The 12,496-nt window shown below is 59.3% G+C and carries 8 protein-coding genes; 6 read left to right on the top strand and 2 right to left on the bottom strand.

Going from position 1 to position 12,496, the window contains the following annotated elements; translation table 11 throughout:
* The first annotated feature begins 2 nt into the window (after nt 1–2).
* The 5 genes from HMPREF2617_RS09665 to HMPREF2617_RS09645 all read left to right on the top strand — a co-directional run bounded on the left by HMPREF2617_RS09665 (nt 3) and on the right by HMPREF2617_RS09645 (nt 10,124).
* Complete coding sequence (locus tag HMPREF2617_RS09665; RefSeq protein WP_070840622.1) at nt 3–2,531, top strand: DEAD/DEAH box helicase; 2,529 nt, start codon at nt 3–5, stop codon at nt 2,529–2,531.
* Between the two features lie 104 nt (nt 2,532–2,635).
* Nucleotides 2,636–3,883 carry an NAD(P)/FAD-dependent oxidoreductase gene (locus tag HMPREF2617_RS09660; protein WP_083284800.1) on the top strand — a complete coding sequence of 416 codons (1,248 nt, stop codon included), beginning with the start codon at nt 2,636–2,638 and terminating at the stop codon, nt 3,881–3,883.
* 203 nt (nt 3,884–4,086) lie between these two features.
* Nucleotides 4,087–7,518 carry a bifunctional proline dehydrogenase/L-glutamate gamma-semialdehyde dehydrogenase gene (locus tag HMPREF2617_RS09655; RefSeq protein ID WP_070840593.1) on the top strand — a complete coding sequence of 1,144 codons (3,432 nt, stop codon included), beginning with the start codon at nt 4,087–4,089 and terminating at the stop codon, nt 7,516–7,518.
* A 35-nt stretch (nt 7,519–7,553) separates the two neighbouring features.
* Nucleotides 7,554–9,065 (top strand): amino acid permease, encoded by a 1,512-nt coding sequence (locus HMPREF2617_RS09650; protein WP_083316765.1) that lies wholly within the window; start codon nt 7,554–7,556, stop codon nt 9,063–9,065.
* A 30-nt stretch (nt 9,066–9,095) separates the two neighbouring features.
* On the top strand, nt 9,096–10,124 hold the full coding sequence (locus HMPREF2617_RS09645) for an ornithine cyclodeaminase (protein ID WP_070840592.1): 1,029 nt from the start codon (nt 9,096–9,098) through the stop codon (nt 10,122–10,124).
* Nucleotides 10,125–10,212: 88 nt separating this feature from the next.
* On the opposite strand, the gene HMPREF2617_RS09640 is transcribed toward HMPREF2617_RS09645, so the two are convergent.
* Both HMPREF2617_RS09640 and HMPREF2617_RS09635 read right to left on the bottom strand, forming a co-directional pair.
* Nucleotides 10,213–10,737, bottom strand: coding sequence for an alkylhydroperoxidase, AhpD family (locus tag HMPREF2617_RS09640; RefSeq protein ID WP_070451048.1), 525 nt, complete (start codon nt 10,735–10,737; stop codon nt 10,213–10,215).
* A gap of 86 nt (nt 10,738–10,823) precedes the next feature.
* Nucleotides 10,824–11,420, bottom strand: a complete 597-nt coding sequence (locus HMPREF2617_RS09635; RefSeq protein WP_070422344.1) for a peroxiredoxin — start codon at nt 11,418–11,420, stop codon at nt 10,824–10,826.
* Nucleotides 11,421–11,535: 115 nt separating this feature from the next.
* Here HMPREF2617_RS09635 and HMPREF2617_RS09630 point away from each other — a divergent pair, with 115 nt between their 5' ends.
* Nucleotides 11,536–12,492 (top strand): hydrogen peroxide-inducible genes activator, encoded by a 957-nt coding sequence (locus tag HMPREF2617_RS09630; RefSeq protein WP_070569939.1) that lies wholly within the window; start codon nt 11,536–11,538, stop codon nt 12,490–12,492.
* Nucleotides 12,493–12,496 lie beyond the last annotated feature (4 nt).

The following is a 12,496-nucleotide window of genomic DNA, read 5'->3' as shown; positions in this document are numbered from 1 at the left end:
ATATGCTCTCCGACATTGCCGAAGCACCTAAGTCCCTCTTCGAGGACGTGGTGTGGGACTCGTTTACCTCGTGGACCGAGTCCCGCGGTATCAGCCTCTACCCTGCTCAAGAGGAAGCTTCGCTAGCGTTGCTCGCTGGCGACAACGTTATCTTGGCTACCCCAACTGGATCCGGGAAGTCCATGGTGGCCAACGCGGCGCATTTCATTGCCCTCGCCCGTGGACAACGATCGTTTTATACGGCGCCGATTAAGGCACTGGTAAGCGAGAAGTTTTTCGCGCTGTGCGAGATTTTCGGCGCTGAAAACGTCGGCATGATGACCGGTGACGCAACGGTGAACTCCAATGCGCCAATCATTGCAGCCACAGCGGAGATCGTCGCAAATATCGCGCTACGAGAGGGCGAGCATGCACGGATCGACCAGGTCGTCATGGACGAGTTCCATTACTATTCCGAGCCGGAGCGCGGATGGGCCTGGCAGGTTCCGCTCCTCGAGTTGCCAAAGGCACAGTTTCTGCTGATGTCGGCGACACTAGGCGATACTGCGTGGCTCGAGGAGGACCTGACGAAACGCACCGGGCGCACCACCACTTATGTGGGCGGCGCTGAGCGTCCCGTTCCGCTGGATTTCCACTATGTGTTCACGCCGGTGCACGAGACGATTGAGGAGCTGCTCGCCGACGGCAAGGCACCGATCTACGTTGTGCATTTCTCTCAGCGCGAAGCCACCGAACGAGCGCAGGCGCTGACCAGCATGAAAATCATTACGGATGAGGAAAAGCAGCGGATCGCTGAAGAGATTGGCAATTTCCGCTTTACCACCACGTTTGGCAAGACGCTGTCCAAACTTGTGCGTCGTGGCATCGGAATCCACCACGCAGGCATGTTGCCGAAGTACCGTCGCCTTGTCGAACGGCTTTCCCAAACCGGCTTACTGAAGGTCATCTGCGGTACAGACACGCTCGGTGTGGGGATTAACGTGCCGATTCGTACAGTGCTCATCACTGGGTTGGCCAAATACGACGGAACTCGCCAGCGCATCTTGAAGTCGCGTGAATTCCACCAAATCGCAGGCCGCGCAGGTCGCGCAGGCTACGACACCGAAGGCACTGTAGTGGTGGAAGCACCCGAACACGAGATAGAAAACGTAAAGCTGCGCCGCAAGGCGGGTGATGATCCGAAGAAACTCAAGAAGATACGGAAGAAATCTGCCCGCGACGGTGAAGTTTCCTGGTCTGAGAACACTTTTGAACGTCTGAAGGTCGCTGAACCCGAAGAGCTGACAAGCCAGTTCAAGGTGAGCAACTCGATGCTGCTCAACGTGGTGGCACGCCCTGGTGACGGCTACGAGCACATGCGCAAGTTACTGCGCGACAACCACGACAACCGTGCGAAGCAGAACAGGGACATCCTCACCGCAGTGGAGCTATTCCGTGGGCTGATTAACGCTGGAGTGGTGGAACGTACTCCGGACTCTCCCGCGTTTCGCCCATACACGCTGACGCAGGAGCTCGACCGCGACTTTGCGCTAAATCAACCTCTCGCTCCGTTCGCACTGGCGTTTCTTACCCTGCTGGATCCGGAATCGGATACATACACCCTTGATGTCATCTCAGCATTTGAAGCGATCCTCGACGACCCGAGGCAACTCCTCCAAGCGCAAGAGAAAGCCGCTCGTGGAGAAGAAATTGCTGCGCTAAAGGCTGAAGGTGTTGACTACACCGAGCGCATGGCGATTATTGAGGATGTCACCTATCCGAAGCCATTGGCCGACGAGTTGGACGAAGCGTTCGATACCTTCACCCAGGGCAACCCGTGGGCGAAGGAGTTCGAGCCGTCGCCGAAGTCTGTGGTGCGGGACATGATCGAGCACGCAATGACGTTCTCCGATCTCATTTCCACATATGGGCTGGCGCGCTCCGAGGGTGTGGTGCTTCGCTACCTCACCGATGCTTGGCGCACGCTCTCCTACTCCATCCCCGATGCCTACATGAACGACGAGCTCGAGGACATCGTGGTATGGCTCGGCGAGATGATTCGTCAGGTGGACTCGTCGCTCATCGACGAATGGGCGCACATGACCGGAGAAGACGAACCTGTCAGCCAGGAAACCATCGACCGAGAGCTGGCGTTTGGTGTACAAGACCCATCCGCACTGACCGCCAACCGTCGTGCGTTCACAATCATGGTCCGCAACTACTTCTTCCGAATGGTCGAACTGTTCGCTTATGAGAAAGAAGATGAGTTGGCCGAGATGCTCGACTACCTAGAAACAGACGAGCGGGTGGATTGGCCGGGGGCGATGGACGACTACTTCGACGAGTACGACGATGTCGATCTTGGCCCAGACGCACGCGGTCCTGAATTCTTCCACATCGGTGATCAATCCGGCAGATCCTGGCAGGTCACCCAGATTATTAACGACCCCGAAGGCGACCACGCGTTCCAGATTCACGGTGTGGTGGATCTCGACGCATCCGATGAAGCGGGTGAGGTTCGGGTCTCCTCGTTGGAGGTTCGGGGGCAGTAGAAGTGCTCGCATGAAACGGAAAGTTCTAATTTGCCCCAAAACACATCCACCCCGGCTAGATTGTGTGGGGCAAACTTTGGTTCTAGCGTGACAAGGAGCACAACGTGACGCGCACAATTGTTGTCGGCGCCGGCATGACCGGTCTGTCAACCGCATGGCATCTGCAGGAATATGGCCATGAGGTGGAAGTTCTCGAACGCATCGATGTTGCGGCCGGTTCTTCCTGGGGCAACGCCGGCTGGTTGGCACCGGGCAAGACGATCCCGCTGTCCAACTCGAGCCTGTGGGCATACGGCCCGACCGCACTGTTTGATAAGCACGCTGCTTTGGATGTGCCGGTGCGTTTCGACCCGAAGCTGTGGCGCTTCTGCGCCAACTTCATGGCACACGCGACGGGACGCGCATGGGACAAGACCATGGCTCGCCTCACTAAGGCAGATATTGCTTCCCTCGCTGCTTTCGACGAGCTCGAAGCAGGTGGTGTGAAGGCCTCCACACATGAGGGTCCGTTCATCATCGGTTTCGAAAACGAGGGCAAAGCCGCCGGCTTCCTCAAGGAAGTCGAAGGCGCTCAGCGTCACGGCCAAGATATTCCTTTCGAGCAGATCACGCTTGACGACGCCCGCACTGACGCCCCGATGCTGACCGAGAAGGTCGGCGCAACCTACCGCATGGGCGGTCAGCGCTTCATCGAGCCGGGTCCGTACTGCCGGGCCATTGCAGATTCGATTATCGAGCGCGGTGGCAAGATCACGACGGGTGTTGAGGTCGTAGAGGTCACCTCCACCCGCAAGCCAGCCGTGAAGCTTTCCACCGGGGAGTGGCTGCAGGCCGACAACGTTGTTTTGGCAACCGGTGCGTGGCTTCCGTCCTTGGCTAAACAGCTTGGTGTGAACACGATGATTCAGGCTGGTCGCGGCTACTCCTTCTCGGTTGAGACAGCTGAGCCTGCTACCTGCCCGGTGTATCTGCCGGATCCAAAGATCGCCTGCACCCCGTACCAGGGTCGCTTCCGCATCGCAGGCACGATGGAGTTCCGCGGCCCGGATGAGCCGTTCCAGCCAGGCCGTATTACCTCGATGATTCACTCGACGAAGCCGTTCTTCCGTGGCATCGACTGGGAAGATCGCCAGGACGAGTGGGTCGGTTCCCGCCCGGTCACTCCGGACGGTCTCCCACTGGTTGGCGCGACGAAGGTGCCAAACGTGTACACCAACGGTGGTCACGGCATGTGGGGCATCATCCTGGGCCCGCTGTCCGGCAAGATGCTGGCAAAGCAGATTGTGACCGGCGAGATCGACGAGACGATCAAGCCATTCGACCCGCTGCGCGGCCCGTTCGGTGGCCTGTAACGCACCAACGTTTCAAACCCCGTCACTGCACTATGCATGTGGCGGGGTTATTTTTATCCCCCGTTTTCCCCACCCGTCAACGCTGTGCGCTGCAGGTTTCCTCGCACGACTCGTGCGACGGCATCTAATTGCATTGAAAATCGCAGTTGTGCCTTATCTTAATTCCTGTCACATTGGTCAGTTATGAGTGATAAGGAACACAAATGCCACAACTGAGCACCAACCAGATCGCGCCGTCGAATAGCGATGACCTCGAGGCAGTAATCGAGGCAGCTGTTGCTCGCGCCTACCACTGGATGGAAGCTACCGCCGAAGCAGACGCCGACGACGCCTCCACCCAGCAGCTCGCTGAGTTGCTTCGCGACGAAAACGGTGTCCGCTTCACCATGGACTTCGTTGACCGCGTCATGCGCCCGGAAAGCAACCGTGTCGCAGCACACGCACTGCGGGCGATCACGCGCGGTGTCGACGCCCGATTCCTCGGCCAGATCAACTCCCTACTCGTCGGAATTGGTGCTTTCGTCGGCCCATTCCTGCCAAACGTAGTTGTTCCTGCGGCACGTGCCCGTCTCCGCCAGCTCGTTGGCCACCTGGTTCTCGATGCCGAAAGTGACGCACTGAACAAGCTGCTCGACAACGCGCAGCAGCGCGGCGAGCAGCTCAACTTGAACCTGCTCGGTGAGGCCGTCCTCGGCGAGAAGGAAGCAACAGATCGTGCAGAGCGCACGCTCAACCTGATCAAAAACCCACGTGTGACCTACGTGTCGGTCAAGGCTTCGTCGATGGTGTCGCAGCTCAACCACTGGGATTACGACGAATGCGTTCGATTGGTCAAGGACCGCATCCGCCCGCTGTACCGCGCTGCGCGCGACCGTAGCCCTCAGGTGTTCATCAACATGGACATGGAGGAGTACCACGACCTGCATCTCACGCTGGACGTGTTCACGCAGCTGCTCAGCGAGGAGGAGTTCAAGGACTACCAGGGCGGCATTGTGCTTCAGGCGTACTTGCCGGACACGCTTGGTGCACTCGAGTACCTGGCCGACTTCGCCCAGAAGCGTGTGGCCGACGGTGGCTCCAAGATCAAGATCCGTCTGGTCAAGGGTGCGAACCTGTCCATGGAACGCCACCACGCTGAAGTCAAGGGTTGGGAGCAGGCTCCGTACCTGACCAAGGATGAGGTGGACGCAAACTACTACCGCCTGCTGGATTTCATCCTGCGCCCTGAGTTTGCAGATGCGGTTTCTATCGGTATCGCTTCGCACAACCTGTTCACGTCTGCGTTGGCATACGAGTTGGCACAGCGTCGCGGTGTCACCGCGATGATCGACTCTGAGATGCTGCAGGGCATGTCCCCTGCGCAGCAGGAAATCGTGCGCGAGGTGTACGGCGACCAGATCCTGTACACCCCGGTTGTCGGCCGCGATGACTTCGACGTGGCGGTGAGCTACCTGGTGCGTCGTCTCGAAGAGAACGCTGCCCCGCAAAACTTCCTGCATGCCCTGTTCGCTCCGAAGACTGAGGACCGCGATCCGATTAAGGAGCAAGAGAACGTCTTCCGCTGGGCTGTCGGCAACCGTTGGGACGTGCACAATGGCCCGAACCGCACGCAAGACCGTAATACGGAAACTGAGCGCCACGTCGCACATGCTTCCGCAACGACCGGCCGCTTCTTCAACGAGCCGGATACGGATCCTGCCCTTGAGGCCAACCGTGCTTGGGCGATCAAGCACCTGAGCACTCCGCCATCGATCGACACCGGTGAGGAGATCACCGATCCGGTTGCTATCCGCGACAACATCGCGCGCGCACTCGAGGCGCAGAAGGCGTGGGGCGCGCTGTCCGCGAACGAGCGTGCAGAAGTGCTCGAGGCGATTGGTGACGAGATCGCGCGCCGTCGTGGCGAGTTCATCTCCGTTGCTGCGCACGAGGCTGGCAAGACTGTCGACCAGTCCGACCCGGAGATCTCCGAGGCTATTGACTTCTGCGATTACTACGCAGATAGCGCCCGTCACCTCGACGACATTGAGGCAGAGTTCGAACCGAACAAGCTCACGGTGGTTGTTCCGCCGTGGAACTTCCCGGTCGCTATTCCGACCGGTGGTGTCATGGCGGCGTTGGCGGCAGGCTCCGCTGTGGTCCTGAAGCCGGCACCGCAGGTAACGCAGTGTGCCAAGCTGATCGCGGATTGCATCCAGGCAGTCTTCGCAGAGAAGGGCATCGACCCGGATACGGTGCAGTACGTTCGCGCTGACGAAGGTGAGGCGGGCAAGGCACTGCTTACCGACGACGCCGTGGACGCCATCATCCTCACCGGCGCATCTGAGACAGCCCAGCTGTTTAAGTCGTGGAACCCGCAACTTAACGTCATGGCTGAGACCTCGGGCAAGAACGCCATCATCATCACGCCGTCCGCCGACCCGGATCTGGCGATCAACGACCTGTATCTGTCGGCATTCGGCCACTCCGGCCAGAAATGCTCCGCGGCGTCGCTGGCAATTCTCGTCGGCTCCGCGGCCGAGTCTGAGCGTATTCGTGGCCAGCTCCTTGACGCTGCTTCCACTCTCGTGGTCGGCCCAGGCACCGAGCTCTCCACCACGATGAACGGCTTGATTGAAGCTCCGGGCGAGAAGCTGCAGCGCGGTTTGACCAAGCTCGAACCGGGCGAGAAGTGGTTGCTCCGGCCGAAGAAGCTCGATGATGAAGGCAAGTTCTGGAGCCCCGGTATCCGCGACAACGTTAAGCCTGGCTCCTGGTACCACCAGAACGAGTGCTTCGGACCGGTCCTGGGCATCATGCACGCCAAGGACCTCGATGAGGCTATTGAGTGGCAGAACTCCACCGGCTACGGCTTGACTGCGGGTATTCACACCCTTGACGGCGACGAGATCAATACCTGGCTCGACCGTGTGGAAGCTGGCAACGTCTACGTCAATCGCGGTATCACCGGTGCAATCGTGCAGCGTCAGCCGTTCGGTGGCTGGAAGAAGTCCTCGGTCGGCCCAGGCGCGAAGGCTGGTGGCCCGAACTATGTGGCACAGATGGGCACGTGGCGTGACCGCGATGGTGTGGCTCCGTCGCCGGGCGTGAGCATCTCCGCCGATATCCAGGAGCTGCTGGAGGCGTTCCGCTCGAACGTCGATGCAGAGGATTACGGCTGGCTCTCCCGTGCTGCTGAGTATGACCAGCGCGCATGGGACCGCGAGTTCGGTCGTGGTCACGACCACTCCGGTCTTCGCTCGGAGGCGAACATCTTCCGTTACCGCAACACGCTCGAGCCGGTCGTGATCTACGTCGGAGAGAACTACCGCTTGCGCGATGTCTACCGCCAGCTGCTCGCAGCAGCGATCACCGGCTCCGAGATCCGCGTCGTTGCTCCTGCGGAAATCGCCCCGGATCTGGAGGCTGCTGCGATCACGGTCGATGCGAACCGTGTGGAAGGCACCCCGTCGCGCATCCGCGTTATCGGTGATGCCCCAGCAGACATCTACGGCGACATCACCACCGCTGTTTTTGATAGCCCGGCGCTCATCGACGGTCGACGTGAGTTGCTCCCGTACCTACTGGAGCAGGCCATCTCCGCAACCCTGCACCGTTTCGGCGTCATCCACGACCCGGCCGGCATCAGGAACTAGTCCCCCACTAACCGACACAACCCTGGGAGAACCCGATGACTACGAAACCACCACCATCGGAAGCATCAACTCGTCCTAAAGCTGGCGTCATTCCTGACGAAGACGCCGGCTTGCAGAAAGGGCTGTCCACCCGTCAGATCAACATGATCGCAATTGGCTCGGCGATCGGTACCGGTCTGTTCCTTGGCGCAGGTTCGCGCCTTGAGGCCGCCGGACCGTCGCTAGCCCTGATGTACCTGCTCTGCGGTTTCATCGGATACCTCATCCTGCGGAGTCTGGGTGAGCTCATTGTCCACCGTCCAACCTCGGGTTCGTTCGTGTCCTACACTCGCGAATTCTTTGGCGAGAAGGCCGCATACGTCTCGGGCTGGTTGTACTGGTTCAACTGGGCAGCGACCGCCGTTGCTGACGCGACAGCGCTTGCGATCTACATCCGCTGGTTCGGCCAGTTCTACGGTTGGATTAACGACATTCCGCAGTGGGTCATCGCACTTGCGATCATCGCTCTTGTGACGGGGATGAATCTCGTCTCGGTGAAGTTCTTTGGCGAGATGGAGTTCTGGTTCTCCCTGATCAAGGTGGCGTTCCTGCTCACGTTCCTCGCGGTCGGCATCTTCATGGTCATCTTCGGCAATCCGAGTGGTGATCTGACTGGCCTGACGCTCATCTCCGATCACGGTGGCTGGTTCCCGAACGGCGTACTGCCGGCACTGATCGTGATCCAAGGCGTCGTGTTCGCTTACGCAGGTATCGAGCTGCTGGGCACGACCTCTGGTGAGGCAAAGAACCCCCGTAAGGACATCCCGAAGGCGATTAATGCTGTTGTCTTCCGCCTGCTGGTGTTCTACTTCGGCTCCGTGCTCCTGCTGTGCATGCTGCTGCCGTACACCCAGTACTCCGGTGACGAGTCACCGTTTGTGACTTTCTTCAACTCCATCGGCGTGCCGTACGCCGGTCCTATCACTCAGTTGGTGGTCATCACCGCTGCGTTGTCCTCCCTGAACGCCGGCCTCTACTCCACGGGCCGCATCATGTACTCGCTGTCCAAGGCCGGTTCCGCACCGCAGTGGGCAGGCAAGGTCACCAAGGGTGGTGTGCCCTACGGTGGCATTCTGATGACCACCGGCGTCGCCCTGTTCGGCGTTGTGCTCAACTACTTCGTGCCGGAGGCAGCGTTCGAGGTTGTGTTGAATATCGCGGCACTTGGCACGATGGCGTCCTGGGCGGCAATTTCCCTGTCGCACATGCGCTTTGTGCGGCTGGCCCGGCAGGGCAAGTACACCCGTCCGGATTACCGCGCACCATTCTCGCCGTTCACCGATATTGTCTCGCTGCTGTTCCTTGGGCTGGTTGTCGTGCTCATGGCCTTCGACTACCCAATTGGCACCTGGACACTGATTGTGTCACTGCTGATGTGGCCGGCGCTTGCGTTCGGCTGGTTCAAGGTCCGCGATCGCGTCGAGTTCATTTCACGCTCGCACGTAAACTACGAGCACGTCACTGGTGAACAAGCCCCTGATATCGATCCCCCAATCGTTGCCCATTAATCCCCCACATTTTTGAAAGGAACTACCCGTATGACTCAACTCGTCGACGTCACCAACATGTGCCGCTGGATCGACCACCACGGTGTGGAGAAGATCATCGCCGGCATCCTCGAATACATCGAAAAGGACTTCGTCCGCTGGGAGGAATTCGACAAGATCCCGCGCGTGGCTAGCCACACCCCGATCGGTGTCATCGAACTGATGCCCACCTCCGACTCAATCGAGTACGGATTCAAGTACGTCAACGGCCACCCGTCGAACCCGGCTCGTGGCTTCCAGACTGTGACCGCTTTCGGTTTCCTGGCTGACGTAGACAACGGCTACCCCACGTTTGAAGCCGAGATGACCTTGCTCACTGCACTTCGTACTGCTGCAACCTCCGCAATGGCGGCAAAGTACCTCGCCCGCAAGGACTCTGAGGTCATGGCGATGATTGGCTCCGGTTCGCAGTCGGAGTTCCAGGCACTCGGGTTCCGTGCGGCGCTGGGCATCGAGCGGGTTCGCATCTTCGATATCGACCCGAACGCTATGGAGAAGTTCCGCCGCAATATCGAGCCACTCGGCATCGAGGTCTACATCGCCGACAGCGTTGAGGATGCGCTCGAAGGCGCAGACATCATTACGACCTGCACCGCCGACAAGGCCCAGAACACCATCCTGGACTACTCGTTGGTTCGCCCGGGCGTCCACATCAATGGTGTGGGCGGCGACTGCCCCGGCAAGACGGAGCTTGATCCGCGCATTCTTGACGACGCCACCGTGTTCGTCGAGTTCCCTCCACAGACCCGCATCGAAGGCGAGATCCAGAACAAGGACGAGGACTTCGAGGTTGTCGAACTGTGGAAGGTCATCGCAGGCAAGGTCCCGGGCCGCTCCAGCGATGAGGAGATCACGCTGTTCGACTCCGTGGGCTTTGCTATCGAGGACTTCTCCGCCCTGCGCTACCTGCGCGACTCGACTGCTGGCACCGACTTCCAGACCTATATTGAGTTGGTCGCCGATCCGGATGATCCGAAGGACCTGTTCTCCCTGACCACCAAGGTGCTCAGCCCCATGTAGAGCGCTCTGCCTAACGACGAAACGCCGCTGGCTCCGAACAGAAAGGTTCGGGGCCAGCGGCGTTTAATCGTCGATACGCGCTAGTGGCTTAGCGTGCGTCTTCGATAGTGATCGTCTGGGCAACAGCCTGGACAACACCGGCAATCTTGATGGATTCCCAGACTTGTTCCTTGGTCAGGCCTTCCTCGCGGACGGTGTTGGCGTGGGCGACAGCGCAGTGCTCGCAACCATTGATGGTGGAAACGGCGAGCGACCACAGCTCGAAATCAGCCTTTTCCACGCCCGGCTTGGAAATGATGTTCATGCGAAGGCCAAACTTCACGTTGGCGTAGTCGTCACCCAACCAGCCCTTAGCGCGGTACGCGACGTTGTTCATCGCCATGACAGTGGCCGCACCGAAGGCTGCGTCGATGGCCTCCTCGGAGAGGTGCTCCTTGGCCTCGTCGGTGATCTCGGAGATGACGGTTGCGTTGCGGGTCGCGGCCGCGGAGGCGACGAGCGTGCCCCACAGTTGCTGCTCATTCAGCTCGGTCGAGCGGGTCAGCGAACCAAGGTTGAGCTTCTGGTCCTTTGCGTACTCGGGAAGTGCGTTGCGCAGGTTATCGATAGACATACGTTGATCCTTTCAGTTGGTATGGGAGCGCCCCGCCACTCCAGCGGTAAGGAGCGCGGGGCGGCACGGAAACTAAAGTTCGGGTGCTACTTCAGGGACTCCTGGACCACAGCCATCTTGTCGATGTTCTTGGTCGGGTCGTTCTTCTGCCAATCGCAAGCGCAGACCTCTTCAGACTGCAGAGCGTCGAGGACACGCAGGACCTCGTCGACGTTACGGCCAACAGCGTCCGGGGTGACGGACACGAACTGGATGATGCCGTCCGGGTCGATGATGAAGGTTGCACGGTCTGCGACACCGTCAGCGTTCTCAACACCGAGGGCGCGGATCAGGTCGTGGCGGATGTCCGAGAACATCGGGAACGGGATGTCCAGCAGTTCCTCGTGGGTTGCACGCCAGTTGAAGTGCGAGAACTCGTTATCGATGGAGCCGCCGAGCACCTGGGTGTCGCGGTCCTCGAACTCCTCGTTGAGCTTGCCGAATGCGGCGATCTCGGTCGGGCAAACGAAGGTGAAGTCCTTCGGGTAGAAGAAGATGACCTTCCACTTGCCCTCGTACTTATCCAGGGAGACGCGCTCGAAGTAGTCGTCCGGGGAAGCAGCGTTAGCTTCCTTCAGGTTGCCACCCTTCAGTGCGAGAAGGTCGAACTCCGGAAAACGCTCTCCAACGGTCATGATCGGCATGATGATCCTCCAAAAGAATCTGGTCAAACGAATGTGTTTCGGACGTAAAACAGTATGACACAGTTCGCAGAAGGTTGCAACCAAAAACCTATTAGCCGGTGTAGGATTCATAAGTATGAGCAATCGAGAGTATAAACCGACACTCGCACAGATCCGTACCTTTGTCACGGTTGCAGAACAGAAACACTTTGTGAGCGCAGCAGCGAAACTTGGCATCTCCCAGCCTTCCCTGTCACAGGCTTTGGCGTCGCTTGAAAATGGTCTTGGCCTGCAACTTATCGAGCGTTCCACCCGGCGCGTGATCGTCACCCCCACCGGTGAAGCGCTGTTGCCATACGCGAAGGCAACCCTCGACGCTGCCGATGCTTTTCTTGCCCAGTCGCGCGGAGCGCTCGGCGAGCTTGCTGGACCACTGAACATTGGCATCATCCCTACAATTGCGCCGTATCTCCTTCCGGGAGTGCTTATTGGGATCGAGGAAAACTACCCGGATTTGGAACCGCGCATCGTAGAAAACCAAACGGATCAACTGTTAAAAATGTTGCGCGACGGGCAACTCGATCTGGCAGTGCTTGCCACTCCGACGCACGCACCAGGTTTGGAGCAATTGCCGCTTTACGACGAGCCGTTTGTGGCAGTGACCAATCCGGACGATCCACTTGCCGGCAGCACCGATCTGGGGCTGGACAGCCTGAAGGACCTCAACCTTTTACTACTGGATGACGGCCACTGTCTCCGGGATCAGATTGTGGAGCTGTGCAAGATCGCTGAGGCAACTCCCGGCGCGCGCAAGCATGCTGTGACACGCGCATCGTCACTGACCACGATCGTCCAGTTGGTCGTGGCAGGGCTGGGGTCAACGTTGATTCCGGCCTCCGCGGTAGGCACTGAGTGCTCTCGCCCCGGAGTCGCTTCCGCAACGTTTGCAAACGGCGTACAGGCGCAACGCACGGTGAGCTTGGTCTACCGTGCGTCCTCGCAGCGTGTTGCGGAGTTCGAGCAGTTAGGGCAACTCGTGAAGGCTTCGTATGAGCGGGCCCTGGAATCAGGTAAATCCCTGCTTCCGCGCTAAGCTC

It is taken from the genome of Corynebacterium sp. HMSC070H05, from assembly GCF_001837615.1.
GTDB lineage: Bacteria > Actinomycetota > Actinomycetes > Mycobacteriales > Mycobacteriaceae > Corynebacterium > Corynebacterium coyleae.
This window is presented reverse-complemented; position numbering and strand designations above follow the sequence as displayed.

Excerpts from the sequence above, each read along its gene's own strand:
- HMPREF2617_RS09635 (WP_070422344.1), bottom strand. The coding sequence starts at position 11,420 with ATGCCGATCATGACCGTTGGAGAGCGTTTTCCGGAGTTCGACCTTCTC.
- HMPREF2617_RS09655 (WP_070840593.1), top strand. The coding sequence starts at position 4,087 with ATGCCACAACTGAGCACCAACCAGATCGCGCCGTCGAATAGCGATGAC.
- HMPREF2617_RS09665 (WP_070840622.1), top strand. The coding sequence starts at position 3 with ATGCTCTCCGACATTGCCGAAGCACCTAAGTCCCTCTTCGAGGACGTG.
- HMPREF2617_RS09645 (WP_070840592.1), top strand. The coding sequence starts at position 9,096 with ATGACTCAACTCGTCGACGTCACCAACATGTGCCGCTGGATCGACCAC.
- HMPREF2617_RS09640 (WP_070451048.1), bottom strand. The coding sequence starts at position 10,737 with ATGTCTATCGATAACCTGCGCAACGCACTTCCCGAGTACGCAAAGGAC.
- HMPREF2617_RS09630 (WP_070569939.1), top strand. The coding sequence starts at position 11,536 with ATGAGCAATCGAGAGTATAAACCGACACTCGCACAGATCCGTACCTTT.
- HMPREF2617_RS09650 (WP_083316765.1), top strand. The coding sequence starts at position 7,554 with ATGACTACGAAACCACCACCATCGGAAGCATCAACTCGTCCTAAAGCT.